At 71.7% G+C, this 25,595-nt stretch carries 26 protein-coding genes and 1 pseudogene; 8 read left to right on the plus strand and 19 right to left on the minus strand.

The window, feature by feature from the left end:
• Positions 1–180 precede the first annotated feature (180 nt).
• The gene (locus tag AB0C36_RS06530; protein ID WP_358350142.1) at positions 181–1,218 is read left to right on the plus strand and encodes a M23 family metallopeptidase; all 1,038 of its coding nucleotides are present in this window, start codon (positions 181–183) and stop codon (positions 1,216–1,218) included.
• Positions 1,219–1,416: 198 nt separating this feature from the next.
• Here the strand turns inward: AB0C36_RS06530 and AB0C36_RS06535 are convergent, their stop codons facing one another.
• The 3 genes from AB0C36_RS06535 to AB0C36_RS06545 all read right to left on the minus strand — a co-directional run bounded on the left by AB0C36_RS06535 (position 1,417) and on the right by AB0C36_RS06545 (position 3,686).
• The gene (locus AB0C36_RS06535; protein ID WP_358350143.1) at positions 1,417–1,563 is read right to left on the minus strand and encodes a hypothetical protein; all 147 of its coding nucleotides are present in this window, start codon (positions 1,561–1,563) and stop codon (positions 1,417–1,419) included.
• Between the two features lie 5 nt (positions 1,564–1,568).
• Entirely contained in the window at positions 1,569–3,098 is a 1,530-nt protein-coding gene (gene lysX, locus AB0C36_RS06540; RefSeq protein ID WP_358350146.1) for a bifunctional lysylphosphatidylglycerol synthetase/lysine--tRNA ligase LysX, read from the minus strand.
• 90 nt (positions 3,099–3,188) lie between these two features.
• The gene (locus AB0C36_RS06545; protein WP_358350148.1) at positions 3,189–3,686 is read right to left on the minus strand and encodes a MarR family winged helix-turn-helix transcriptional regulator; all 498 of its coding nucleotides are present in this window, start codon (positions 3,684–3,686) and stop codon (positions 3,189–3,191) included.
• Between the two features lie 88 nt (positions 3,687–3,774).
• On the opposite strand from AB0C36_RS06545, the gene AB0C36_RS06550 reads away from it, so the two are divergent.
• Positions 3,775–4,626 carry an NAD(P)H-binding protein gene (locus tag AB0C36_RS06550; protein ID WP_358350150.1) on the plus strand — a complete coding sequence of 284 codons (852 nt, stop codon included), beginning with the start codon at positions 3,775–3,777 and terminating at the stop codon, positions 4,624–4,626.
• Between the two features lie 109 nt (positions 4,627–4,735).
• Here AB0C36_RS06550 and AB0C36_RS06555 read toward each other — a convergent pair whose 3' ends face one another.
• On the minus strand, positions 4,736–6,361 hold the full coding sequence (locus tag AB0C36_RS06555) for an LAETG motif-containing sortase-dependent surface protein (RefSeq protein WP_358350153.1): 1,626 nt from the start codon (positions 6,359–6,361) through the stop codon (positions 4,736–4,738).
• Between AB0C36_RS06555 and AB0C36_RS06560 the strand changes: the two genes are divergently transcribed.
• Positions 6,360–6,629 carry a hypothetical protein gene (locus AB0C36_RS06560; RefSeq protein ID WP_358350155.1) on the plus strand — a complete coding sequence of 90 codons (270 nt, stop codon included), beginning with the start codon at positions 6,360–6,362 and terminating at the stop codon, positions 6,627–6,629. The genes AB0C36_RS06555 and AB0C36_RS06560 overlap by 2 nt on opposite strands.
• A gap of 3 nt (positions 6,630–6,632) precedes the next feature.
• Here AB0C36_RS06560 and AB0C36_RS06565 read toward each other — a convergent pair whose 3' ends face one another.
• Together AB0C36_RS06565 and AB0C36_RS06570 are read right to left on the minus strand one after the other, a co-directional pair.
• Entirely contained in the window at positions 6,633–7,250 is a 618-nt protein-coding gene (locus AB0C36_RS06565) for a hypothetical protein (RefSeq protein ID WP_358350158.1), read from the minus strand.
• Positions 7,251–7,480: 230 nt separating this feature from the next.
• Positions 7,481–7,900: an ATP-binding protein gene (locus AB0C36_RS06570; RefSeq protein ID WP_358350160.1), complete on the minus strand. Its 420-nt coding sequence runs from the start codon at positions 7,898–7,900 to the stop codon at positions 7,481–7,483.
• A gap of 122 nt (positions 7,901–8,022) precedes the next feature.
• On the opposite strand from AB0C36_RS06570, the gene AB0C36_RS06575 reads away from it, so the two are divergent.
• Together AB0C36_RS06575 and AB0C36_RS06580 are read left to right on the plus strand one after the other, a co-directional pair.
• Complete coding sequence (locus AB0C36_RS06575) at positions 8,023–8,874, plus strand: helix-turn-helix domain-containing protein (protein WP_358350162.1); 852 nt, start codon at positions 8,023–8,025, stop codon at positions 8,872–8,874.
• On the plus strand, positions 8,871–9,068 hold the full coding sequence (locus tag AB0C36_RS06580; RefSeq protein WP_358350165.1) for a DUF397 domain-containing protein: 198 nt from the start codon (positions 8,871–8,873) through the stop codon (positions 9,066–9,068). Before AB0C36_RS06575 ends, AB0C36_RS06580 begins: the two co-directional genes overlap by 4 nt.
• Here the strand turns inward: AB0C36_RS06580 and AB0C36_RS06585 are convergent.
• From AB0C36_RS06585 to AB0C36_RS06625, 9 genes and pseudogenes are all read right to left on the minus strand, one after another.
• A complete protein-coding gene (locus AB0C36_RS06585; protein WP_358350168.1) occupies positions 9,044–9,829 on the minus strand; it encodes a type III pantothenate kinase in 786 nt (261 codons plus the stop codon). The two genes, AB0C36_RS06580 and AB0C36_RS06585, sit on opposite strands and share 25 nt — an antisense overlap.
• A 142-nt stretch (positions 9,830–9,971) precedes the next feature.
• Positions 9,972–10,853 (minus strand): carboxylating nicotinate-nucleotide diphosphorylase, encoded by an 882-nt coding sequence (gene nadC, locus AB0C36_RS06590; protein WP_358350171.1) that lies wholly within the window; start codon positions 10,851–10,853, stop codon positions 9,972–9,974.
• The gene (locus AB0C36_RS06595; RefSeq protein ID WP_358350174.1) at positions 10,850–12,478 is read right to left on the minus strand and encodes an L-aspartate oxidase; all 1,629 of its coding nucleotides are present in this window, start codon (positions 12,476–12,478) and stop codon (positions 10,850–10,852) included. Before AB0C36_RS06595 ends, nadC begins: the two co-directional genes overlap by 4 nt.
• A gap of 203 nt (positions 12,479–12,681) precedes the next feature.
• Positions 12,682–13,077, minus strand: a pseudogene (gene panD / locus AB0C36_RS06600) (aspartate 1-decarboxylase); the annotation flags it as partial.
• Entirely contained in the window at positions 13,074–14,006 is a 933-nt protein-coding gene (panC, locus tag AB0C36_RS06605) for a pantoate--beta-alanine ligase (protein ID WP_358350177.1), read from the minus strand. The gene panC and the pseudogene panD, both read right to left, overlap by 4 nt.
• A complete protein-coding gene (locus AB0C36_RS06610) occupies positions 14,006–14,944 on the minus strand; it encodes a Rossmann-like and DUF2520 domain-containing protein (RefSeq protein WP_358350180.1) in 939 nt (312 codons plus the stop codon). Before AB0C36_RS06610 ends, panC begins: the two co-directional genes overlap by 1 nt.
• Positions 14,945–15,004: 60 nt before the next feature.
• Positions 15,005–15,562 carry a hypothetical protein gene (locus tag AB0C36_RS06615; RefSeq protein WP_358350182.1) on the minus strand — a complete coding sequence of 186 codons (558 nt, stop codon included), beginning with the start codon at positions 15,560–15,562 and terminating at the stop codon, positions 15,005–15,007.
• 241 nt (positions 15,563–15,803) lie between these two features.
• Positions 15,804–17,030 (minus strand): cytochrome P450, encoded by a 1,227-nt coding sequence (locus tag AB0C36_RS06620; RefSeq protein ID WP_358350185.1) that lies wholly within the window; start codon positions 17,028–17,030, stop codon positions 15,804–15,806.
• Between the two features lie 62 nt (positions 17,031–17,092).
• Positions 17,093–17,557 (minus strand): 2,4'-dihydroxyacetophenone dioxygenase family protein, encoded by a 465-nt coding sequence (locus AB0C36_RS06625; RefSeq protein ID WP_358350187.1) that lies wholly within the window; start codon positions 17,555–17,557, stop codon positions 17,093–17,095.
• Between the two features lie 172 nt (positions 17,558–17,729).
• Between AB0C36_RS06625 and AB0C36_RS06630 the strand changes: the two genes are divergently transcribed.
• Entirely contained in the window at positions 17,730–18,584 is an 855-nt protein-coding gene (locus tag AB0C36_RS06630; RefSeq protein WP_358350190.1) for an SDR family NAD(P)-dependent oxidoreductase, read from the plus strand.
• Between the two features lie 49 nt (positions 18,585–18,633).
• On the opposite strand, the gene AB0C36_RS06635 is transcribed toward AB0C36_RS06630, so the two are convergent.
• The 3 genes from AB0C36_RS06635 to AB0C36_RS06645 all read right to left on the minus strand — a co-directional run bounded on the left by AB0C36_RS06635 (position 18,634) and on the right by AB0C36_RS06645 (position 22,049).
• Positions 18,634–19,329 (minus strand): response regulator, encoded by a 696-nt coding sequence (locus tag AB0C36_RS06635; protein ID WP_358350192.1) that lies wholly within the window; start codon positions 19,327–19,329, stop codon positions 18,634–18,636.
• Positions 19,326–20,645, minus strand: coding sequence for a sensor histidine kinase (locus tag AB0C36_RS06640; protein ID WP_358350195.1), 1,320 nt, complete (start codon positions 20,643–20,645; stop codon positions 19,326–19,328). Before AB0C36_RS06640 ends, AB0C36_RS06635 begins: the two co-directional genes overlap by 4 nt.
• A gap of 207 nt (positions 20,646–20,852) precedes the next feature.
• Positions 20,853–22,049 carry a sensor histidine kinase gene (locus tag AB0C36_RS06645; RefSeq protein WP_358350198.1) on the minus strand — a complete coding sequence of 399 codons (1,197 nt, stop codon included), beginning with the start codon at positions 22,047–22,049 and terminating at the stop codon, positions 20,853–20,855.
• 78 nt (positions 22,050–22,127) lie between these two features.
• Here AB0C36_RS06645 and AB0C36_RS06650 point away from each other — a divergent pair, with 78 nt between their 5' ends.
• Positions 22,128–23,099, plus strand: a complete 972-nt coding sequence (locus AB0C36_RS06650; protein WP_358350201.1) for an SAM-dependent methyltransferase — start codon at positions 22,128–22,130, stop codon at positions 23,097–23,099.
• Between the two features lie 20 nt (positions 23,100–23,119).
• Complete coding sequence (locus tag AB0C36_RS06655) at positions 23,120–24,052, plus strand: hypothetical protein (RefSeq protein WP_358350202.1); 933 nt, start codon at positions 23,120–23,122, stop codon at positions 24,050–24,052.
• 284 nt (positions 24,053–24,336) lie between these two features.
• Here the strand turns inward: AB0C36_RS06655 and AB0C36_RS06660 are convergent, their stop codons facing one another.
• Positions 24,337–25,575: a CaiB/BaiF CoA transferase family protein gene (locus tag AB0C36_RS06660; RefSeq protein ID WP_358350204.1), complete on the minus strand. Its 1,239-nt coding sequence runs from the start codon at positions 25,573–25,575 to the stop codon at positions 24,337–24,339.
• Between the last annotated feature and the right edge of the window lie 20 nt (positions 25,576–25,595).

The raw sequence follows: 25,595 nt of genomic DNA on the forward strand, positions 1-25,595 counted from the left end.
GTACGAGGACGTTCGAGTCCGCGTCCCGCTCCGCAGCGAGTGCCGCGCCGCATCGACGCCGCGCCGCCCGCAGCCGCCCGCACAAGGCCGATCCGGCCGTTGCCCGGGCGCGCCCGATCTCCATCCGGCGGTTCTGCCGCACGGGGGCGCGAGCATGCCGTCGAACACCCCGAGGTACCCGTGCAGAACCCCATCGACAACTCCCGCACGCCCAAGTCGCGCCCGGCCAAGCACCGCGCGCCGAAGCACCGCGCCGACCGTCTGCGCGCCCTGCGCCGGCCGACCCGGCCCCTCGTCATGGTCGCCGGGATCGCCGCGCTGGCCACGGCCACCGGCATGGGCATCGCCTCGGGCGCCCCGGTCGCGGACGACTCGCACATCGCAGCGGTCGCGCAGGCCGCCGCCGGTACGCCCGGCACCTCCGCCGACTCCGTCGCCGCCCAGGCCGCGGCCGAGCGCGGGGACGCGGCCGCGGCACGCGGCCAGGCCCGTGCACCGCTGGCGGGCGACGCGTCCGGCGCTGCCGACTCGTCCAAGGCCTCCAACCTGTCCGACGTGTCGGACGTGCTTGCCGCCAAGCAGCACATGCGGGCCCAGGAGACGCTGGCCGCCGCCGAGCAGAAGGCAGCCGCCGAGGCCGCCGAGCGGGCGCGCGTGGAGGCCGAGCAGAAGGCCGCGGCCGACCGCGCCGCCGCCGAGCGTGCGGCGGCCGACCAGGCAGCCGCAGCTGCCGCGGCCGCAGCCCGGGCACAGGCCCCCGCGCCGAGCGCCCCCGCGGTGTCGGCGCCGGCCGCCTCCGCCCCGGCCGCCTCGGGTTCCGGGTACGTCCGTCCCGTCGCGGGCGCCGGCCACGGCAGCTACGGCCGCTCCGGCTCGCTGTGGTCGCACGGGCACACCGGCGAGGACTTCTCGGCCGGCATGGGGAGTTCGGTCAAGGCCGTGACCTCCGGCACCGTCGTCAAGACGGGCTGGGGCGGCGCGTACGGCAACGAGGTCGTCATCAAGCACCCGGACGGCAAGTACACGCAGTACGGGCACCTCTCCAAGTTCTCCGTCTCGGCCGGCCAGAAGGTGACCACCGGGCAGCAGATCGGCCTGTCCGGCTCGACCGGCAACTCGACCGGCCCGCACCTGCACTTCGAGGTGCGCACCGGCCCGAACTACGGCTCGGACATCAACCCGATCGCGTACCTGCGCTCCAAGGGCGTCGCCATCTGACACCCCCGAACGCCTGACTCAAAGTCAGAACAATGCCGCAGGGCGGGAGTTCCCCATGGAACTCCCGCCCTGCGGCATTGCTCGAAGACGACGGAGCCCGCCCGCACCCCGGCAATCATGCGCCTCTTGCTGTCACGCGCCTCGGCCGTGAGCACCGCGTGCTGTGACGCGTACCCGGCCGTCACCCACCCCTGAGTGTCACTCGCCTCCGCCGGAGTCGCCGGAGTCGGCGCCCGCGTCACCGCGCGAGCGCCGCGCGTCGGTCCCCCGGAAGATCGTGATCATCACCCCGGCGAACATCGCGGCGACGACGGCGGAAGGGATGAGGGCGGCAACAGCGTCCATGGTGACTACTCCGGCTTCACGAGCGGGAAGAGGATGGTTTCGCGGATGTTCCGCTCGGTGAAGGCCATCACCATGCGGTCGATACCGAGGCCGAGGCCGCCGCTGGGCGGCATCGCGTATTCGAGGGCCCGCAGGAAGTCCTCGTCGAGCTGCATCGCCTCGGCATCGCCGCCCGCGGCGAGCAGCGACTGCTCGGTGAGGCGCTTGCGCTGCTCGATCGGGTCGACCAGCTCGGAGTACGCGGTCCCGAGCTCCATGCCGAAGCCGATCAGGTCCCACTTCTCGGCCAGCCCCGGCAGCTCGCGGTGCTGGCGGGTCAGCGGCGACGTCTCGATCGGGTAGTCGCGTACGAACGTGGGCTGCACGATCGTGTGCTCGACCAGCTCCTCGAACAGCTCCTGCACGAGCTTGCCCTGCCCCCACGCGGGGTCCCACCCGATGTCGCGGGCGTCGGCCAGCTTGCGGACCTGCTCGATCGGGGTGGCCGGGGAGATCTCCTCGCCGACCGCCTCCGACACCGAGCCGTAGACGGTGATCGCCGGCCACTCGCCGGAGATGTCGATCTCCTTGCCGTCCCAGGCGAAGACGTGCGTGCCGAAGACCTGCTGCGCGGTGTACTGGTACACCTCGCGCGTGACCTCGGCCATGGTGTTGTAGTCGCCGTACGCCTCGTACGCCTCGAGCATCGTGAACTCGGGGTTGTGCGTCGAATCCGCGCCCTCGTTGCGGAAGTTGCGGTTGATCTCGTAGACCTTCTCGGCACCGCCGACCACGAGCCGCTTGAGATACAGCTCGGGGGCGATGCGCATGTAGAGGTCCATGTCGTACGCGTTGATGTGCGTCACGAAGGGACGGGCCGTGGCACCGCCGTGCACCGGCTGCAGCATCGGCGTCTCGACCTCGAGGAAGTCGCGCGCGTTGAACCACGTGCGCACGGCGCGCACGATCTCGCTGCGGGTGCGCAGCATCTTGCGGGACTCGTCGTTGACGATGAGGTCGACGTACCGCATGCGGACGCGCGCCTCGGGGTCGGTCATGCCCTTGTGCTTGTCGGGGAGCGGCCGCAGGCACTTGGCGGTGATCGCCCACGAGTCGACCATGATCGACAGCTCACCGCGCTTGGACGTGATGACCTCGCCCTCGACGCCGACGTGGTCGCCCAGGTCGACGTCCGACTTCCAGGCCGCCAGCGACTCGGCGCCCACCTTGTCGAGCGACACCATCACCTGGAGGTCGCCGCTGCCGTCGCGCAGCGTCGCGAAGCACAGCTTGCCGCCGGTCCGCGCCAGCAGGACCCGGCCGGTCAGGCCCACCCGCTTGCCGGTCTGCGTGTCCGGCTCCAGCGCGGGGAACTCCTCGCGGAGTTTCGCCACGCTCGTGGTCCGCGGGAACCCGACCGGGTACGGATCGACGCCCTCCCCCCGCATCCGGTCGAGCTTCTCGCGGCGCACCCGCATCTGCTCGGGAAGGTCATCGGCCTGCACGGAGTTCGGCTCGCTGGTCTGCGCAACGTTGGCCTGGGCGTTCTCGGTCACCAGGCAAGGCTACCCGCGCCCCTGTCCGGGTCCGTACCCGAATACCGCCGTCGCGGTCAAGCGTCGCTCGCCGCGGCCGCCGTCACACGGTCACGAACGCTCCGAGAGCTGCGCGGACGCGTGGCGCCCGGCCTCCGCCGTACGCCTCAGGAACTCCGCGAGCAGGGCCAGCTCCGCCGGGTCGTGTTCGGCGCAAATCGCCTCCACCGACGCGCTCATGCCGGCGAACAGCTCCAGCAACTCGCCGTTGCGGTCGCGCAGCGCGCGTACAAGGGTGCCGCGGCGGTCCGCGGGGTCGCGCTCACGGACCACCCATCCGGCGCGTTCGAGCCGGTCGAGGATTCCGGTGAGGGTCGCGGGGTGCACGCCGGCGAGCCGGGCGAGCGCGCTCGGCCCCACGGGGCCATGGGTGTTGACGAGGTCGAGGCAGTCGAGGTCGACGTCTTTGAGGGCGAGGCGGCTGCCCACCTGGCGGTTCAACTGGCCGAGCTGGAGGCTCAGCTCGCGCAGCCCCTGCTTGACGGCGGCGGTCGCCTGCTTGCGGCCCCGCGGCGTCCGGCCGCCCTCGCCATCAACTACGGAACTCATAATATCTGCCTCTCAAATCAAATATGTTACGGTTCTCGTACTTTACGGCAGCCAAAGAACGGCTGCCGTCGACGTACGGAGGCATGCCATGCACGTGGTCGTCGGAGCAACCGGAACCGTAGGCCGGACCGCGGTCCGGCTCCTGCTGGATGCAGGCCAAGAGGTGGCCGCCGTCACGCGCAACCCCGCGGCGGAAATCCCCGACGGCGCCCGGACCGTCGTGGCGGACCCCAGCCGCCCGGCCACGCTGGCCGACGCCCTGCACGGAGCCGAGACCGTCCTTCTGAGCCCCCGCGCCGTCGGCGACGCGGCGGCGGAACTCCTGTCGCTGGCCGGCGGCTTCGGAGCCAGGCACGTGGTGGTCCTGTCCGCCGCGACCGTGGACCACCCGGTCGGCGACCCGCGCTTCATCCGGCACTTCGACGCCGTCGAGGCCGCAGCGCGGGAGTCCTCCCTGTCCTACACGTACCTGCGCTGCGCCGACTTCGCCGCGAACTCCGCCGCCTGGGCGCCGCAGATACGGAGCGGCGACGTGGTGCGGGGCGCGTACGCCAAGGCGTCGACGTCGCCGATCCACGAGCGCGACATCGCCGAGATCGCCGTCGAAGCCCTGCTGAAGGACGCGCACTCGGGACGCGCCTACGTGCTCACCGGCCCCGAGTCGCTCGACCAGCACGACAAGGTCCGCATCATCGGCGAAACCCTGGGCCGAGAGCTGTCGTTCGTGGAACTGCCGGCCGAGGCCGTACGGTCGGCGATGCTCGCCCAGGGCCTCCCCGACGAAATCCCGGACCGCCTTCTCGGCTCCCTCGCCGACTACGCCCAACACCCCGGCCCCACCACCGACACGGTCGAACGCCTCCTCGGCCGCCCCGCCCGCAGCTTCCGCTCATGGGCCGAGGAGAACACCCACCTCTTCAGCGCGGACGGCCCTTCCTGAGACTCCTGACACCGCCGCCGGACACCCCGGCCCGGCAGTCGCCGCACGCAAAGGGCGGGGCCCAAAGGCCCCGCCCACCGCGCATCACGCATTGCGCACCGCTAGTCGATCAGACCGCGACGTCCCCACTCCTGCGCCGCCGGACCACGACGAACGCCGCGGCCGCCACCACGAGCAAACCGCCCCCAACACCGGCAATCAACGCCGTCGACGACGACCCACCCGTCTCCGCCAACTCCGGTCCGTTGTCCGCGGGAGGCTGCGCGCCTGCTGCGGCCGCGCCGCCGTTCTGCCCGGTCGAACCGCCCGAGGTGCCGGAGCCGTTGCCCGACGAGCCGCCGGTCGAAGTCGAACCGCCGGTAGTCGTGCCGGAGCCCGTCACCGTGAGGGTCAGCTCGGCCTTGTCGTTGCTCGTGTCGGCATTGAACCCGGGAAGATCGATCGCGGTGTCGAATTCGATGGCGCCGACCGAGGCGCCGGTCGCGCGAACGAGCTTGAGCTCAAAGGGCACATCGAGCGAACCACCCGGCTTGACGGACTCCAGGATGGTGCAGGACACACGGGCCTTCCCCGCGTCACTGTAGGTGGTGCAGTACTCGGGCAGCTTCGCGACCTCGGCGCCATCCGGCACGTCGAAAGACAGCCCACCGATGCCGCCGTTGTTGTCGGTGAGCCCGGTGCCCTTGTTCTGCACGGTGATCTTCGCCTGGGCCACCGTTCCCGCGGCGCCCGTGACGCTGACGTCCGAGACCGCCGGGTCGGCTTTCAGGGTTGTCCACACCGTGGTCTGGGACGTGTTGTCGCTGGTGTCGAGTTCGCGAGCCGCCGCCTGCGGCGACGCCTTCTTGACCAGCTTCAGGGCGCCTGCGGTTCCGGCCTTCGCACCCGCGTCGGCGGCCGACTTCGCCGCTGATGCACCCGCGTGGGCGGAGTACGTGAAACGTCCGCGCACCGTGTCCGCATCCAGCTTGAGCGGAATCGGCTTTTCCAGTTCGTACGTCACGCCGGGTTCGAGTGTCTGGTCGAACTGGCAGGTACCAATGACATTTCCGTTGCCGTAGTCGCTGTACCTGCAGTTCTCGTAGCGCTCGCTGAACGCCAGGCCCTGGCTCGACCAGAGGCCGATGGTCACTCCGTCGGCAGGCCTGTTGCCCACGTTGCGGACACTGACCGGCACATCGACCTTCGACCCGGGCACCGCTCCTTCGCGCTCGGTGTTCTGCGAGGCCACGAGGTCCACGCCACTGGCGATCTCGATCTGCTGAGTTGTCGGCTTCACGTCGCCGACGTTGGCAGTCGTCCCGGAGTACTTCACCGTCCTGGTCGTCCCGTCGGCGGCTCCAGGCAGCGCACGGAAGCCGAGCCACAGCGTGGCCTGGCTGTACGAACCCAGCGCATCGACCTCGCACTTCGCCGTGAGTCCGGCGCCCTTGCACTCCTCGGGCCACTTGACCTCGGCGACACCCGACAGCGCCGAGGCATCGACATTGACGACCAGGTCGCGCGCGGGCGCAGGGTTGTTGTTCGACACCCGCACCCATTGCATCTTGAAGTCGCCGCCGCCGACGGCGCGAGAGGCCACGAGAGCATCAATGGCCTGAACGTGCACTCCCCGCTCGGGGCCTTCGTCGGCGTGCGCGGCGGGCGCCGCCCCACCCACTGCCAGGCCGGCCGTCGCGCCGAGAGTCGCACCGACCGCAAGCATGCGCGTTCGGCGTCGGAGATTGGGGAGCATGTATGTCGACCTCACGTTCGGGGACGCAGGCGAGTTCGCCGACGTGTCGGCGCGGGTATCGGGGGCCGCACGGCGCCCCGCCACTAACGCCTCCCCCGCAGCGATCAAAGGCCTGTCGGCCGTGCGTGTGATCGCTGAGGGACGTGAGCTTATTGGTATGGACCTCAATGCCAACCAGCGATTCCGGCAACGATTCGGTTACGTCGATTGTCCGTCAGTGAACCGTCACATCGGGTCATGGCCGACGCGTCGACTTGGTGCTGAATAGCCGTCAGAGTGCTTGGGTCCCAGCCGAGTTGGTCTTCGGTGATCCATCCGGCCCGGCGCTCGTCGACGTGTCCGGCGATGCGTCTGACGGCGGATCGGCGCAACCGGTGGCCGAGTCGTCGGCCACGAACGTGAGCTGTACGGGGACCAGCAGGTCGAGCGGCGCGGGGGACTCCTGGCGTTCCCGGGCCTTTTCGGCGAGGCGGCGGTCCAGGGCTCGTTCGGCGAGCTGGGTGCAGTGCGCGAGGAGACGTTCGCGGCGGTCCTGCTCGCGGGCGCCGCAGGGTTGGTCCGCAAGGCCACGCAGCGCGGCGAGGTCGTCGGCGGTAGGGGTGTAGCGGTATCCGGCGACGGCGTGTTCGAGGCTGCTCAGGTACGTCGTCCCGCTGCCCGGCAGTGCCGCCCGCTGGTGCGCCAGCTCGGCCAGATGGAACGCGCGCAACCGGTGGCGCTCGGCGTCCGCCTCGCCGATGGCCCGGTCCAGCAGCCAGTAGTCCACCGGCTCCGGATCCCCGGGCTGCCGCGGACATTCCGACTTCATCGCCAGCAGCAGCGCCCTCCGCAGCACGCCGACCTCGGACATGGCAAAGGCCAGCCCGTGGTCCCCATGCGGCATCGGCATATCCGAACGATACGTCGACGGCCCGGCCCGGAAGCGGAACCGCCGCCGTCGCCCGGCATCTGTACCCGACCGGATCAAGGCCCCGAGTGCGCGCCTCGCACGTACCGGACGCGGTGCCGGTGGCCGACGGCAAGGGGGGAGTTCGGGTAGACGCCACGCGCTTGGCGTGGAGGGCGCCTGGGACGGGCGGTTCCAGGCGCGTGGCGGCCGGATCTGCGGTTCCTCGGGCTTCAGACGGTGAGGCCGAGTCGGGACCAGACGCGCTTGCCGTCGGGGAACGCGTGCGTGCCGCAAGCCTGCGAGACGGCGGCGACGATTCCCAGCCCGCGGCCGTCCTCGGCGAGCGGCGGGAGCGCGCGGGGAGCGGGCACCTTCGGGTGTTCGTCGGCGACCGCGATGACGACGGCCGGACGCTCCTTGTCGTGGTGCACCGTCACTTCGGTACGCGAACCGGGCACGTGCCGTACCGAGTTGCCGAACAGCTCGGAGCAGACCAGGCGACCGGTCTCGGTGACCTCGGAGTCACCGTGGAGACCGAGGACGGCCGCGACGAAGTCCCGGACAGGCTTGGCGAGTTCCGGGACCGCGGCACAGATGACGGTGACGACGTGAGTGCCGTCGGGCGGTGCCTCCGGAGCGGTTTCGGACATCGGACCTCCTTGCGTGGTGTGATTGCCCCTTCACGATGAGTATGTGGTTCGCTGTATTCATTCTGCAAGCGACTCTCAACAGTCGGTGACATCAGATCCCTTCAGTGCGGGAGGATGCGGCCATGCCACCCAAGAGCACCGTTTCCCTGCGTCGCCGACGCCTCGGCACCGAGTTGCGGAAGCTTCGCGACGCCAAGGGACTTCGCCTCGAAGACGTGGCCGAGCACGTCGGCTGGAACAAGGCGAAGCTGAGTCGCATCGAGCTCGCGCGCGTCGGCCTGCGGCGCCATGACCTGCACTCGCTGCTCGACCTGTACGAGGCCGACGCGGCGACACGGGCGGCGCTCGACGCCTTGGTGCTGGACGGAACCGAGCGTCGCTGGTGGATGCGCTACGCCGACCTGATCAGCGTCGCCTACCAGGAGTTCATCGCCTACGAGGCGGAGGCGTCGCACATCCAGGACGTCAACTTCAGCATCATCCCGGGCCTGCTCCAGTCACCGGACTACGCGCGAGCCGTGATCACCGCCGGGCCGTTCATCACCGACCCTGACGACGTCGACGGGCTCGTCCTGGTGCGCGGACGCCGTCAGGCCGTCCTGACCGACGAGGCTCCGGTCCGGCTGACGGCCGTGGTGCCCGAGGCCGCGTTGCACCAACATGTCGGTGGCGCCGCGGTGCTGCGCGGGCAGCTCGCTCACCTGCTGGAGCGGGCCGAACTGCCCAACGTCTCACTCTCGGTGCTGCCGTTCGCGGCCACCGGAGGCGCGTACGTCGGCGGTGTCACCCTGTTCCACTTCGCGCAGACCGGCGATCCGAGCATGGTCTTCCTCGAATACCAAGGCGGCACCACTCTGCTCGACACCGATCGCGAGATCAGTCGATACCAGCGCTTGTTCGATCACGTCTTGCGGCAGACATTGTCTGAGGACGACTCGTTCCGACTGATCGAGCAAAGGCGGAAGACCCTGTGAAGCATTGGCAGCCGAACTGGCGTAAGTCGAGCTACTCCGCGCAGAACACGCAGTGCGTCGAGGTCGCACCGGCCCCACCCGGTGAGGTGTTGGTCCGGGACGGCAAGGTGCCCGGTGGTGGGTGCCTTGCCTTCTCGGCGGGGGCGTGGGAGCGCGCCGTGGGGCTTGTTCAGGCTCCGGCGTTGCGTTCGTAGACCATTCGCAGGCCGATCAGCGTCAGCCACGGCTCGTGGATGTCGATGACCGACGCCTCGCCGAGGACCAGGGTGGCCAGGCCTCCGGTGGCCACGACGGTGACCGACTCCGGGTCGTCGGACAGCTCCGCGGCCATGCGCTTGACGACGCCGTCGACCTGGCCGGCGAAGCCGTACAGGATGCCGGCCTGCATCGCCTCGACGGTGCTCTTGCCGACGACGCTGCGCGGGCGCATCAGCTCGATCTTGCGCAGCTGGGCGCCCCGGGCGCCGAGCGCGTCGACGGAGATCTCGATGCCGGGGGCGATCGCGCCGCCGATGTACTCGCCCTTGGCGCTGACCGCGTCGAAGGTCGTCGCGGTGCCGAAGTCGACGACGATGCACGGGCCGCCGTACAGCTTGATCGCGGCCAGCGCGTTGATGATCCGGTCGGTGCCGACCTCTTTGGGGTTGTCCATGAGGACGGGGACCCCGGTCTTGACGCCCGGCTCGACGACCACGGCCGGGATGTCGCCGTAGTACCGACGGAACATGTCCCGCATCTCGTGCAGCACCGAGGGCACGGTCGAGCAGACGGCGATGCCGTCGACGCCGCCCGCGCCGATGAGCGGATGCTGTCCGAGCAGGCCTTGCAGCACGACCGCCAACTCGTCGGCGGTACGCCGCGCGTCGGTGGAGATGCGCCAGTGCTCGACGATTTCGTCGCCGTCGAACAGGCCGAGCACGGTGTGCGTGTTGCCTACGTCGATCGTCAGGAGCATCGTCGCGTGTCCTTGGCTGTGGCGGTGGTCGCGGTCGGGGCGAGGGGGCGGGGCGGGAGCGAGGGTTCGGACGGGACCGGTGGGGACTGCCGGGACCCGGGGGGCGGAACTGTGCAGAGTACCTCGCGGAGGAGCGGGCAAGTCAGTCGCGGAGGTCCACGCCGATGTCGAGGATCGGCGCGGAGTGGGTGAGCGCGCCGACCGCGAGGTAGTCGACGCCGGTCGCGGCCACCTCGCGGGCGGTGTCCAGGGTCAGGCCGCCGCTGGATTCCAGGCGCGCGCGGCCGGCGACCAGGGCCACCGCCTCGCGCAGCTGGTGCGGCGTCATGTTGTCCAGCAGGATCAGGTCCGCCCCGGCGTCGAGCACCGGCGGGATCTGGTCCAGGTGGTCGACCTCGACCTCGACGGGGACGTCCGGGAAGGCCTCGCGTACGGCCCGGAAGGCCTCCGCCACGCCGCCCGCCGCCACCACGTGGTTGTCCTTGACCATCGCGGCGTCGGACAGCGACATGCGGTGGTTCACGCCCCCGCCGCAGCGCACCGCGTACTTCTCCAGCGCCCGAAGGCCGGGGGTGGTCTTGCGGGTGTCGCGGATCGCCGCGCCGGTGCCCGCGACGGTGTCGACCCACTCGCGCGTCAGGGTCGCGATGCCGGAGAGGCGGCACAGCAGGTTGAGCGCGGAGCGTTCGGCGGTCAGCAGGTCGCGGGTCGCGCCGGTGGCGGTGAAGAGCACCTGGCCGCGGGCGACGCGGTCGCCGTCGGCGGCAAAGCGCTCGATGGTGACGTCCGGGCCGCAGACGGCCTCGACGACGGCCTCGGCGACCGGGATCCCGGCGACGACGCCGACGATACGCGCGGTGAAGTCGGCATGCCCGCGCGCGTCCGCCGACACGGTCGCGACCGAGGTGACGTCGACGCCGCCGTCCAGGTCCTCGGCGACGGTCGCGCGCACCAGCGCCTCGACCGCGGCCGGGTCCAGACCGGCCTTGGCCAGGCGGGACGTGAGGTCCGGGGTGAGGGTCACGGCTTCTCCTTCGGCTCGTACGTCAGGTCGAGGCGGCCGCCGGTCATCGTGGCCACGACGTGCCCCAGCCAGTCCTTGTCGTCGGCGTCCGGGAAGTCCTCGCGCCAGTGGCAGCCGCGCGTCTCCTCGCGGTCGTACGCCGCCGCGGCCAGCGCGCTCGCGACCGTGTGCAGATTGGTCGCCTCCCACGCCTCCGTGCACGGGTCGGACCCGGTGCGGGCGGCGAGTTCGTCCAGCACGCGCTTCGTCTCCCGCAGGCTGTCGCGGCTGCGCAGCACCCCGGCGCCCGCGGTCATCGCGCGCTGCAGCGGCAGGCGTACGCCGGGGTCCAACAGCGCCGCCTCGCCCACCGGTTCGGCGGGCTCGCGGCGCGGCGGCAGGTCGCGGGCCAGGTCCGCGGCGATCCGCTCGGCGAAGACCAGGCCCTCCAGGAGGGAGTTGGAGGCCAGGCGGTTCGCGCCGTGCACGCCGGTGCAGGCGACCTCGCCGCAGGCGTACAGGCCGGGCACGGACGTACGCCCGTCCAGGTCGGTACGCACGCCGCCGCTCGCGTAGTGCGCCGCCGGCGCGACCGGGATGGGCTGGTGCGCCGGTTCGATCCCGTGCGCCCGGCAGGCCGCCAGGATCGTCGGGAAGCGCTCGGCCCACATGCGCTCGCCGAAGTGCCGTGCGTCCAGGTACATGTGCTCGGCGCCCGTCTCGGCCATCCGGCGCATGATGCCCTTCGCGACGATGTCACGCGGGGCCAGCTCGCCGAGCGGGTGACGACCCGTCATGAACCGTGTGCCGTCGGCGTCGACGAGGTGCGCGCCCTCGCCGCGCACCGCCTCGGAGACGAGTGGCTTCTGCCCTTCCGCCCCCGAGCCGACCCACAGCACCGTCGGATGGAACTGCACGAACTCCAGGTCGGTCACCTCGGCGCCGGCCCGCATCGCGAGCGCGACGCCGTCGCCGGTGGAGACGTGGGGATTGGTGGTGGACGAGAAGATCTGGCCCATGCCGCCGGCGGCCAGGACGACCGCGCGCCCGTGCACGGCGCCCACGCCGTCCCGCGCCCCCTCGCCCATGACGTGCAGTGTGACACCGCACGCGCGGCCCTCGTCGTCCAGCAACAGGTCGAGCACGAGGGCGTGTTCGATGACCTCGATGCCCGCGTCCTGCACCGCGTGCACCAGCGCGCGCGATATCTCCGCACCGGTGGCGTCGCCGCCCGCGTGCGCGATCCGGTTGCGCAGGTGCCCGCCTTCACGTGTCAGCAGGATCCGGCCCTCGGCGTCGCGGTCGAACTCCGCGCCGACCGACATGAGTCGGCGTACCGCGTCGGGCCCCTCGGTCACCAGGGCCCGCACGGCATCCTCGTCGCACAGCCCGACCCCCGCGACGAGGGTGTCCTGCATGTGCTGCTCGGGGGTGTCGCCGTCGCCGAGCGCGGCCGCGATGCCGCCCTGCGCCCAGCGGGTCGAACCCTCGTCGAGGACCGCCTTGGTCACCACGAGCACGCTGCCCACGGCGCGGGCGCGCAGCGCGGCGGTCAGGCCCGCGACACCGGAGCCGACGACGATGACGTCGGCGTACGTGGTCCAGCCGGGGGCCTGCGCGGCGAGGCGGGTCGGGTAGGTGGTCACCGGGTCGCCGCTTCTGGGACCCCAGCGGTCGTGGACGACTTCCCGCCCGGGGACGAACCCCCGGAGGACACAGCAGCCTTCGCGGCTTTCTTCGCGGCCTTCTCGGCAGCCTTCTTGGCAGCCTTGTCGGCCACCTTCGCGGCCTTCGCAGTCACCGCGGCCTCGGCGTCAGCCCCGCCGTCGCGCTGCGCCGGTACGTCGCCCCGCACCAGCTCGCTCCCGGCCGGGACTTCGGCCGGGTCGTGGCCCGTCCCGGTGATCCGGTTCGCGCCGTCGACGAAGACCACGCGCGGCTTCATGTCGCGCGCTTCCTCGTCGGTGACCTGCGCGTACGCGATGATGATCACCAGGTCGCCGGTGTGCACGAGCCGCGCCGCCGCCCCGTTGATGCCGATGATCCCGGTGCCGCGCGGGCCCGCGATCGTGTACGTCTCCAATCGGGCGCCGTTGTCGATGTCGACGATGTGGACGAGTTCGCCGGGCAGCAGGTCGGCGGCGTCGAGCAGGTCTTCGTCGATGGTGACCGAACCGACGTAGTGCAGGTCCGCCTGGGTCACGGTGGCCCGGTGGATCTTGGACTTGAACATCGTGCGCATCATGACCGTGCTCCTGCGATGACCAGGGGGACATTGTCGATCAGGCGGGTCGTGCCGACCCGTGCGGCGACGGCGAGGACGGCCGGGCCGGAGTGGTGCTCGGGCACCTCGGTGAACGTGGCGGGGTCCACGAGCGCGAGGTAGTCGAGTTCGAGGGGCGGGGACGCGGTCGCGGCCTTCCCGAGGACGGCTGACGCGGCGTCATGGACCGCCTGGGGGCCGCGACTTGCCGTCGCCTCCGCCTCCCCGGCCCGCAGGGCGCGGCTGAGCGCGAGGGCGGTGACGCGGTCGGCGTCCGAGAGGTAGCGGTTGCGGCTGGACAGCGCGAGGCCGTCGGGCTCGCGGACGGTCGGGACGCCGACGATCTCGTGGTCGAAGTTGAGGTCGGCGACCATGCGGCGGATCAGGGCGAGTTGCTGCGCGTCCTTCTCGCCGAAGAACGCGGCGATGTGGGGATGGCCCACCATCGGCGCCGTGAGGTGCAGCAGCTTGGCGACCACGGTCAGCATGCCGTCGAAGTGGCCGGGCCGGGAGGCCCCTTCGAGGACCGTGCCCATGGGCCCGGCGGTGACGCGCACCTGCGGATCGCCGCCCGGGTAGACGTCCTGGACCGTCGGCGCGAACACGATGCTCGCGCCGGCGTCACGGCACACGTCGACGTCGGCGTCGAGCGTGCGCGGGTAGCGGTCGAGGTCTTCGTTCGCGCCGAACTGGAGCGGGTTGACGAAGACGGTCACGACGACCTGTCCGTGCTTCCCCACCCGTTCGCGGGCCGCCCGCACGAGCGCGGCGTGCCCGTCGTGGAGCGCGCCCATCGTCATGACGACCGCCCACGGACGCGGCGGCATGACCAGGTTCTCGCGGAACTCCTGGAACTCCGCGAGGCTCCGCGCGACCGGGATGTCGCGGCCCCGCCTGCTCAGGAACCCCATCACACGCCCCCTTCCGCCAGCACGTCCAACAGCGCCTCGGCGGACTCCGGCTTGAGCAGCCCGGCGGTCAGCGCGCGGTCGGCGGTGAGGCGGGCCATCGCGATGTACGCGGCAAGCGCCTCGGGGGCGACGCGGCGCAGTTCGGCGACGTGCGCCGCGACCGTCCCGGCGTCGCCGCGCGCGACCGGGCCGGTCAGCGCGAGGTCGCCGGACCGCAGCGCGTTGTCGAGCGCCGCGCCGAGCAGCGGGCCGAGCATGCGGTCAGGGGCGCGTACGCCCGCTGCCGCGAGCAGGTCGCGCGACTGGGCGACGAGGGTGACCAGGTGGTTCGCGCCGTTGGCGAGGGCGACGTGGTAGAGCGGGCGGGCGGATTCGTCGATCCACTCGGGCTCGCCGCCCATCTCGACGACCAGCGCCTCGGCGACCGGCCGCAGCACCTCGGGGGCGGTCACCCCGAACGAGCAGCCGACCAGCCGCTGCACGTCCACGGACGTACCGGTGAAGGTCATGACCGGGTGCAGCGCGAGGGGCAACGCCCCGGCGCGCGCCGCCTCTTCGAGGATGGAGACGCCGAAGCGCCCGGACGTGTGCACGAGCAGTTGGCCGGGCTTGAGCGCACCGGTGGACGCCAGTCCGGACACCAGGTCCTGGAGTGCGTCGTCGGGGACGGTGAGCAGGACGAGGTCGGCGCGCGCGATCACGTCCTGCGGTGTGGTGAGCGGCACGCCCGGCAGCAGGTCCTCGACGCGTCGGCGGGACGCGTCCGAGACGCCGGAGGCGGCGACGACGTGGTGGCCCGCGAGGGCGAGGGCGGCGGCGAGCGGTGCGCCGACGCGTCCCGCGCCGACGACACCGACCGCCAGGCGGGCGGGTCGGTCCGCGGGGTCCGTGGGGCGGGGCCGCCGTTGGGGTACGGCGAGGGGGTCGTTGTCGTTCACGATGGCCTTCCGTTCCAGTCCGCGGTGGGTACCGGACGAGTACTGGCCTGATCAGCGTACTCAGGTGGGGGGCGGGCCGAATCGCGGGTGGCCTCCCGGCCGGGGGACGTGGAGGGGCGCATACACCGGCACAGCGGGGTGCCCCGGCCCCGCGGCGTACGGGAGTACGTCGCCCGCGGCGGGCTCCGCGCCGGCCGCCGGGCGGCGCAGCAGGCTGGGGCCGCGCATTCCGACGGCGCCGAGGCCGGTGAGGACCAGGCCCGTGAGCAGCAGCGTCGCGGTGACTATGCGGGCGGCGAGGGCCGCGCGGGGGCCGTTCTCGGTGCGCAGCGTGTAGGAGGAGGCGCCGCGGCCGGCGGGTTCGGCACGCAGGCCGTCGGCGGCGGGGGCCGCACCGGAAGAGGTGCCGGGAGCACTGCCGGAAGAGGCGCCGGATGCGGTGTCGGATGCGGTGTCGGCGGTGCCGTACGCCGCGGCGCGCACTTGTGCGGAATGACGCGGGCCGTCAGGGGTACTCCTGTTCGAGTCCCCACCGAACACCCCCGTGGCGGTGACGATGCCCACCGCGGATATCGCGAGCGCGGACCTGAGGGCCACGCGAGCCATGAGCTTGCGCATGTGAACCTCCGACCCTCAGGGGAACATACCGCCTGATATCGCGCATATCGGCTCATTTCACAGTTCCCAGCAGGAGAAAACGAAACCCCCGGACCGCACGGGGCGGTCCGGGGGTTCGGCGTGGAGGTCGGCTCGGCAACCGGTAGAGGTGCAACCGGTGGAGGCGCACCGGGGAGGTCGGCGGGGCGAGCGGGGCTGCGCGCTCCCGCGGACGGGAGGGCGCAGCGGTCCGCCGGGCGGCTCAGGCGCGGTGCAGGCGTACCGGCAGTTCCGCCAGGGCGTTGTTGAGGTTCGAGCGGACGCGGCGGGGCTCGCCGGTCAGTTCGATGCGCGGGAACGTGGCGAGCAACTCCTCGAAGAACACCCGGCCCTCCAAACGGGCGATGTGCACGCCCAGGCAGAAGTGCTCCGCGAAACCGAACGACAGATGCGGGTTCGGGCGGCGGAAGATGTCGAAGCTCTGCGCGTCCTCGAACACCTCCTCGTCGCGGTTCGCCGACGTGTAGTACATGGCGACCTTGTCGCCCGCCTTGATCCGCACGCCGCGCAGTTCGACGTCCTGGGTCGCGGTGCGGCGGAAGTAGTGCAGCGGGTTCGCCCAGCGCAGGATCTCCTCGACCGCGCCGGGCACCAGCGACGGGTCCTCGCGCAGGGCGGTGAACTGGTCCGGATGGGTGAGCAGCGCGTGCAGGCCGGCCGCCAGCATGGTCTTGGTGGTGTCGTTGCCGGCCGTCACCAGCTGCACGAAGAACATGCCGAAGTCGATGTCCGACATCCGCTTCCCGGCGAACTCCGACTCCAGGATCAGCGTCGTCAGGTCCTCCGGCGGCTCCTCGGCGCTGTCCAACTCCGACCGACGCTTCATGGCGAAGCCGATGGCGTACTTCGCCATCTCGATCGACGCCGCGCCCGGGCCGTAGCCGTCCTCCTCGGTGCCGCCGACCTCGGGGTCCTGGCCCGTGGTGTTCCGCTCGGCCAGCCGGTGGATGTAGTCCCAGTCCTCCTGCGGCAGGCCCATCAGCTCGCCGATGACCTGCGTCGGGAGGCTGGAGGTGACGTCGTGCACGAACTCGACGTCGCCGTCGAGCCGGGCGAATATCTCGCGGCAGATCTCCCGGATACGGGCCTCCATGCCGCCGACGACCTTCGCGGTGAAGGACTTCACCAGCGGCTTGCGGTACTGCCGGTGGCGCGGCGGGTCCATGGCCAGCAGGCTGCCGCGCAGCGCCGCCAGGCGCGCCTCGTCCAGGTCCTCCAGGACGATGCCGCCGCGCTCGGCCGAGAACAGCTCGGAGTGCTGGGAGACATACTCGACGTCAGTGTGCTTGAGCACCGCCCAGTAACCCGGCTCGCCGGGCATGTCCTGCCAGAACACCGGCTGGGTGCGGCGGAGTTCGGTGAACAGCTCGTGCGGCGGGCCGGCGATGTACAGGTCGGGCGTGTAGATGTCCGGGACGGTCGTGGTCATCGCAGGGGGACCCCTTTGGTGGCGGCTGGGAGGCAGCGTCGGCGGCTGTCGGGTGTCGGCGGTTACGCGACGAGGACGTTCGGACGGCCGAAGCCCTGAGCCTCGCACAGCGCGTAGTAGGCGCGGAGCGTTCCCGGGCCGTCCGTGACCGACTCGATCGTGGTCCCGTCGGCGGCCAGGTTGAGGTTGGCGCCGTACATCTGGAACCACACCCGGGTGTCCGCCTCGAGGCAGGTGAGGGTGTGCACCGAGCCCGCGGGCTCGTAGAGGAAGGACCCGGCGCGGTTGACGTAGTCGTACTCGGCGTACTTCCACGCCCCGGCGGTCGTGTAGGCGTAGACCGGGCCGGTGTGCCGGTGGATCGGGGCCTGGAAGCCCGCCTGGAAGACGTTCTCGACGATCCACAGGCCTTCCTGCGGCTTGACGCAGAGGACCTTCAGCTTGTTGCCGCCGCCGATCTCGACGAAGGGCAGGTCGTCCGCTCCGATGTGAATCGACAGGTCGGGGCCGTCGGCAAGGGTGGTCATGGTGCCTCCTGATGCTGCGTCATTTCTGTAACGGTGTAACAGCATGCCTCAGGGGGCCATCGGTTTCGAGGGCCGGTTTGGAGTACTGATCCGGAGGGGGAGGATGGGTCGGTACGCGCGCGGCGGACGCCGCCGGGGGCATCGGGCGCGCGTATCGGGAGGGGTACGGCACATGGGGCAGGGTCAGGGCGGCACGCGCGGCCTGTTGGACGGCAAGGTCGCGGTGGTCACGGGCGGTGCCAACGGCATCGGCCGGGCGTGCTGCGAGCGCTTCGCCGAGGAGGGCGCGGACGTCGTCGTCGCGGACATCCTCGACGAGCAGGGGATAGACACCATCGCCGCGGTCGAGAAGAAGGGCCGCCGCGCCGCGTACATGCACGCGGACGCGAGCAGCCCGACCGACAACGAGACCGTCATGCAGCACGCCGTCGACGTCTTCGGCGGCATCGACATCCTGGTGACCGCCGCCGGGATCTCGACCGCGGACTACCGCAGCGACAAACCGGAGATCGTCGCCCGCAAGGCCGCCAAGCACGCGCGCGAGCAGCCCGACCCGATGCGCCGCTTCACCGAACTGCGGCTCGCGGAGTGGCAGAAGGTCCTGGACGTCAACCTGACCGGCACGCTGCTGGCCGTGCAGGCGGCGTCGCGCGTCATGCTCGACCTCAAGAAGCGCGGCTCGATCATCACCATCGCGTCGATCGCGGCCAAGCACCCGGAGGCCGGCGCGCCCGCGTACTCGGTGTCCAAGGCCGGGGTCTGGATGCTCACCAAGTACGCCGCCCGCGTGCTGGGCCCGGCCGGGATCCGGGTGAACGCGATCGGCCCCGGCTTCATCGAGACCAACATGACGGCGGTGGTACGCGGACTCCCGGACCTGGAGGAACGCCTCCTGGCCAACGTCCCGCTCGGACGCATGGGCACCGCCCGCGAGGTCGCGGACGCGGCGCTGTTCCTGGCCAGCCAGCAGTCGTCGTACTTCACCGGCGAGATGCTGCACCCGGACGGCGGCTTCTACACCGACTGACTCCGCGGACGCGCCCGGCGCCGCGCGGACCGGCCGGACCGGCTGGCCGTCAGGCGCCGCGGGCGCGGACGAGGCCCGTCTCGTACGCGAGGACCACCGCCTGCACGCGGTCGCGCAGCCCCAGTTTCATCAGGATGCGCCCGACGTGCGTCTTGACCGTCGCCTCGGACAGGAACAGCCGCTCGGCGATCTCCGCGTTCGACAAACCCTGCGCGACCAGCAGCAGAACCTCGTGCTCGCGCTCGGTCAACAGCTCGACGGCCTCCGGCTTGGCGTCCGTCTCGCTCGGCAGTATCGGTGCGAAGCGGTCGAGCAGGCGCCGCGTGGTGCTGGGCGCGACCACCGCGTCGCCGGACGCCACCGCGCGGATGCCGGACAGCAGTTCGGTGGGCGGGACGTCCTTGAGCAGGAAGCCGCTGGCCCCCGCCTTGATCGCGGCGAAGGCGTACTCGTCGAGGTCGAACGTCGTCAGCATCAGCACCTTGGGGCGCTCGCGGCCCGGCGGGACCTTGATGGCGTCGGGGCCGTCGTCGCAGATGCGGCGGCATGCCTCGACACCGTCCATGCGCGGCATGCGCACGTCCATCAGCACGATGTCCACCGCGGTCGACCGGAGCTTGTCGATCGCCTCGGCGCCGTTCCCGGCCTCGGCGACCACCTCCATGTCGGGCTGCGCCTGGAGCACCATCGTGAATCCGGTACGCAGCAGTTCCTGGTCGTCGACCAGCATCACCCGGATGGTCATGCGGCTCCTTGTGCGGTGGGTGCGGTGGGGGCGGGCGGTACAGGGGGTACAGCGGGTGTGGTCCGCGCCGCGAAGGCGGCGGCGTGGTCTCGGGTGGGCCGGCCGGCCGGGGCCCGGCCGCTCGCGGACGGCACCGTGGTCGGCCCGGCGTCGGCGACGTACGGGAGCACGGCCCACACCCGCCAGCCGCCCTCGAGTGCGGGGCCGGTCTCGATCCGGCCGCCCAGCATCGCGACGCGTTCGCGCATGCCGACGAGGCCGTGGCCCATACCGTCGCCGGGCGCGTCCGCGCCGCGGCCGTCGTCGGTGATCGTCATCTCCAGGACATCTTCGCCGTAGCCGAGCAGCACCGATGCGTTGGCCGTCGGCCCGGCGTGTTTGCGGGTGTTGGTCAGCGCCTCCTGCACGATGCGGTACGACGCGAGCGCCACACCCTTCGGCAGTTCCACCGGCACGCCGACGATGCGCAGGTCGACGGGCAGCCCCGCGTCGCGTACCCGGTCGACGAGGTCGCCGAGCTGCTCGACGCCGGGCTGCGGCGCGTACGGCCCCCGGTCGGCGTCGGAGCGCAGCACGCCGAGCAGGCGGCGCATCTCGGCGAGTGCCTCGCGGCCCGTGGTCGAGATGGTGCCGAGGGCGTCGCGGGCGCGGTCCGGGGCGGAGTCGATGGCGTACGCGGCACCGTCCGCCTGCACGACCATCACCGACACGTTGTGCGCCACCACGTCGTGCAGTTCCCGCGCAATGCGCGCCCGTTCGGCGGCGGCGGCCACTTCCGCGTGGGCGTCACGCTCGCGCTCCAGGCGAGCCGCGCGGTCCTCCAGCTCGGCGTAATACGCGCGGCGCGTGCGCATCGAGTCGCCCAGCACCCACGCGATCACGAGCATGAAAGACACGAACGCGAAGAAGAAGAACCGCTCGCGGTAGCCGCCCGGCTCCTCGGGCTCGATGCGCAGTGCCAGCAGCGCCGGGCCGACGAAGGAAAGCACGAGGCCGAGCCGCGACATCCACCGCGGCCCGGACTTCGCGGCGTAGTGCAGCACGACGATGATCGCGGCGTCCGCGACGAGCGGGAGCATGCCGGCCGCGATCTGCATCAACCCGCCGGCGATCGCGCCGAAGGCGGCGACGGTCAGGTGCTTGCGGCGGACGGCCATCGACGCGCACAGGATGAAGGTGATGAACCCGTTGGCCATCGCCTCCTCACGGGCGTTCTCGCCCAGCACCGCGATGGACCCGAGCATGAGCAGCACGAAGGCACCCGACGCGTCCACGGCGAACGGGTGCCTTCGCAACCACTCATACAGAGTCTGCATACGTTCGACACTAGGCACCCGGGTGCGGCGCGGCGTCCGCCTGCATGGGGAACGGCCTGTACGACGTAGGTATCAGGGCTGGGCGGTGCGGGTGGACGGCGACGACCCGGCGTCTCGTCCGCGGCGACGAGGTGACGGGCCGCGAAGTCAGGGGCGGACTCGGGGGCGTGGTCGGGGTCGGGGGCGCGGTCGTGGTCGGGGTCGGCGTCAGACGGGGGCGACCGGGCCGTCCGCCGGGACGTTCAGCGGGAGCACGGCGGTGACGCGGTACCCGCCGGACGGCCGCGGCCCGGCGTCGAGCGTTCCGGCGAAGAGGGCGACGCGCTCGCGCATGCCGACCAGGCCGTGGCCCATCCCGTCGCCGGGCGCGTCCGCGCCGCGGCCGTCGTCGGCCACCTCGACCTCCACCACGCCGTCGTCGCCGTAGTGCAGACGGACCGTCGCGCGGACGTCCGGACCGCCGTGCTTGCGGGTGTTGGTGAGGGCTTCCTGCACGATGCGGTAGACCGTCAGCGCGACGCCCTGCGGGAGTTCGGCGGGGACGCCGTCGACGCGGAAGTCCACGGGCAGGCCGGCGCCGCGTACCTGGGCCAGCAGGTCTTCGAGCTGGGCGACGCCGGGCTGCGGGACCAGGGCCTTGGCCTCGTTGGCGGACCGGAGCACGCCGAGCAGGCGGCGCATCTCGGCGAGCGCCTCGCGGCCCGTGGTCGAAATCGTGCCGAGGGCGTCGCGGGCGCGGTCCGGGGCGGAGTCGATGGCGTACGCGGCACCGTCCGCCTGCACGACCATCACCGACACGTTGTGCGCCACCACGTCGTGCAGTTCCCGCGCAATGCGGGCCCGTTCGGCGGCCGCCGCGACCTGGGCCTGCGCGTCCCGCTCCCGCTCCAGGCGGGCCGCGCGGTCCTCCAACTCGGCGTAGTACGCGCGGCGCGTGCGCATCGAGTCGCCCAGCACCCACGCGATCAGGAACGGGCCGGTGAGCAGCAGGAACAGGAACACCGTGTGCATCAAAGTGGTGTTCGGCAGGTCCCACCAGCGGGCCGCGGCGGCGAGCGGCGCGGCGACGCAGGCGGCCAGTGCGGTGCGGGCGGCCCAGCGGGGCGCGTACGCCGCCGACGCGTAGACGATGACCGGCATCGCGAAGTCCATGGTCGCGGGCGGCACGTCGCCGATCAGCTGCGCGAGCCCCGCCACGACGGTGGCGGCCAGTGCGCCGACCGGGAAGCGCCGGCGCAGCGCGACCGCACCGCACAGCAGGGCCAGCGCGAAGTACATGGTGCCGGAGTCGCCGGTCAGCGTGTCGGTCAGGATCTCCAGCAGGCTCAGGCCCAGCAGGAGCAGCGCCCACGCGATGTCGACGTACAGGGGACGCGCCCGAAGCCAGGCATAGACGTATTGCACATATCAACCCTAAGAGTTTGATCTCGGACCGCCCGGTCCAGCTACGCCGGATGCCCCGGGGCGGTAGCGTCGTCGGCGATGAACACCTGGTCCACCTGGCGGGACGCCACGCACCGGGCCCTGTACGGGACCGGGGGCTTCTATCTGCGTCCCGAGGGTCCCGCGGGGCATTTCCGCACCTCGGTCCACGCCTCGCCGCTGTTCGCCGGCGCGCTGGCCCGGCTGGCCCGCGAGGCCGGCCTGACCACGGTCGTGGACGTCGGCGCGGGCCGCGGCGAGCTGTTGATCGCCTTGCGCCGCATCGATCCGGCGCTGACGCTGCACGGTGTCGACGTGGCCGGGCGGCCGGAGGCGCTGCCGCCGTCGATCGGCTGGTCGCCGGAGGTGCCGGGCGACGTGTCCGCGCTGCTGGTGGCCAACGAGTGGCTGGACAACGTGCCCGTGGACGTCGTCGAGGTGGACGGGCACGGCGTGCCGCGCATCGTCGAGGTCGAGTCGGGCACCGGGCGCGAACGCCTCGGGGCGGAGGCCGGCGGTACGGATGCCGTGTGGCTCGACCGGTGGTGGCCGCTCAAGGGGGCGGAGCCCGGCCTGCGGGCGGAGGTGGGCGTACCGCGCGACGAGGCGTGGGCGGCGGCCGTCGGGGCGTTGTCGTCCGGGCTCGCGGTGGCGATCGACTACGGGCATGAGCGCGCGTCGCGGCCGCCGTTCGGCACGCTCGCGGGTTACCGGCAGGGGCGCGCGGTGCCCCCGATTCCGGACGGCACCTGCGACGTCACCTCGCACGTCGCCGTCGACGCGATCGCGGCGGCGGGCGAGGCCGCGGGCGCGACCGGGACCAGGCTGTCGAGCCAGCGGGCCGCGCTGCATGCGCTCGGCGTGAACGGGAAGCGTCCACCGTACGAGCAGGCGCGCGCCGATCCGCGCGGCTATCTGGCGGCGTTGCGCGATGCGGGCGAAGCGGGCGAACTCACCGCGCTCGACGGCCTAGGCAGTTTTCGGTGGGTAGTGCAGGGTGTGAATTCGGGGGTCCCTCCCGTCCTCGAGTGACTTCGTGAAGGCGGTGGCGAATGTCGAGATTCGGCGACTTCGCCCGCGCGGCCTTCACCAAGGTCACCGGCAGGGGCCGACAGGCGGCGAACGCCTCCGGACCGACGGCGGCCCCCGCGGGGCCGGGCCTGACGAACTCGGCCGACCGCGAATACCTCATGTCCATGCTGGCCGCCCGCATGAAAGCGCAGCAGGCCGACTACGAACGCCTGGCGGGCGCCCAGGCATCGCGAATCCAAGGACGGGACTACAACGTCCCCGACTACCAGGTCCCGCACTACCAGGTCCCGGACTACCGGGAGCACCGCGGCGGCGAGTCGGTCGCCGCCCACGCTGTCGGCCTCCGGGCCGAGATCCTGCGGGAAACCGCGCAACTTCGTGCGGAGATCCAGCGGGACACCGCGCACATGCGGGCCGAGATCCAAGGCAACGCCGCACCGGGCGCCCGACCGACCGGCACTCGGCCGGGTGCCGCACCGACGCCTCCCCCGGCCCCCGCCCCGGCTCCGGCCCCGGCGCCCGCCCCCACCCCGGCGCCCGCCCCCACCCCGGCGGCCGCCCCGACCGCGGAACCGCCGTCGGCGGCACCGACAACGGCACCGACACCCGAACCCGAACCGGAACTGATCGAGCACGCGACGGCAGAACCCCCGTCGGCGGTGGCCGAGACACGGTCCCGGGACGACTGGCAGCCCGAGGCGGAGTTCAGCTCAGCCGCCCCGGAAGTCAACTCGGCCTCCGCGGGCATGGATTTCGAGCCGGCCATGTCGCCGGGCGCGGGCATGGATTCGGCGGCCAAGATCGCGGCGGCGGGGATGACCTCCATGGCCTTCGACTCCTCGCGCGATGTCGCCCCCGAGGAGGTCAACAGCGTCGAGGTGGTGTCCGAAATGGACATGGGCATAGGCGTGGACGCCGGGGTGGCCTTGGAGCAGCGCCTCGACAAGAGCTGAGCGACCTCGGGGAACTGGGGAACACTTCCGCGCGGCCCAGCACGCACTCTCGCGGCGTTGCGGGACCTTGCGAGTACGAGCTTCGGTCCCGCGCCTTGCGGTAGCACGCACTGGACAACCCGGAAGCGCACTTGAGTTCCCCGAGACCGCTTGGCCATATCCGGGGGTGGCTCCGCGGTCGGCGCCGACAAGCGTGTGGGCGGGGCAAGTTGCCTTGCCCCGCCCACATCGGTCCGCTTGCGGCCCGCGGCCTGTTCCCTCTGACCGCGGGCCTGCTCTCGGGTTCAGCTCTTGCCGAGGACGCCCGCCTCGCGCAGTTCGGCGATCTTCGCGTCGTCGTAGCCGAGCAGGTCCTTCAGGACCTCGCCGCTGTGCTGGCCGATGGTCGGCGCCTTGAACGGCCGCGGCAGTTCCTCGCCGACGAAGTGGATCGGGCTGGAGAGCTGGTCGGAGCCCAGCTCCTCCTTCGGGAACCACGTGAAGCGGTGCTGGAACTGCGGGTCGTCCGCGATGGTCTTCGGGTCGTTGACCGGGGCGATGGGGGTGTTCGCCTCGTTGCCGAAGGCCAGCCATTCGAGCGAGGTGCGCGTCTCGAAGATCTTGGTGAGCTCCTCGCGGAGTTCGAGGTTGCCCACCGCGTGGTCCGCATACGTCGAGCCCGGCCACTTCTCGAACAGGTCGGGGCGGCCCACGGCCTCGCAGAAGTTCTTCCACAGCGACTGCTCGGACGCCATGAACAGGATGTAGCCGTCCGAGGACTTGTACATCTGGTAGCGCACGCCCTCGGTCATGCCCGCGGTGCCCGGCGCGCGGCGGACGTAGTTGTCCGTCTTGTTGCCGGTGACCTCGGACTCGGGGCGCTCGTACGCCTTGTACGTCTCGCTGCGCAGCCAGTCCATCGCCGCCGCCGCGTCGGACTGCGCGATGTCTATCTGCCCGCCGACGCCGGTGGCGCGGGCGCGGATGATCGCGGCCAGCACACCCAGCGCACCGAACAGCGGGCCCGCGTGGATGCCGATCGACGCGTGCTCCGGCGTGTACGGGTGGCCCTCGTCGGTGAACGCCGGCTTCACGACGCCCGCCCACGTGTCGTACGCCACACCGTGCGACGGCATGTCGCGGTAGGGACCGGTCGCGCCGTAGCCGGAGATGGTGCAGAAGACGATCTTCGGGTTGATCTCCTTCAGGTCGTCGAACCCGATACCGCGCTTGGCCAGACCACCCGGCCGCATGGCCTCGATGACCGCGTCCGCGTCCTTGACCAGTTCCTTGAACGTGGCCACGGCCTCGGGCTTGCGCAGGTCCAGGACCAGCGACTTCTTGCCCCGGTTGATGTGGAGGTGCATCAGCGAGACGCCCTCGACGATCGGCCACGTCATGTCGCGGATGTAGTCGCCGTTCGGCGGCTCGATCTTGATGACCTCGGCACCGAGGTCGACCAGGGCCGAGGTGATCGCGGCGGGGCCGAGCATCGAACATTCGATGATGCGGACACCGGCCAGCGGCGCTGGCACCTGACTCATCGTGACCTCCAGGGGAATAT

The sequence above is a fragment of the Streptodolium elevatio genome (assembly GCF_040649515.1).
GTDB lineage: Bacteria > Actinomycetota > Actinomycetes > Streptomycetales > Streptomycetaceae > Yinghuangia > Yinghuangia elevatio.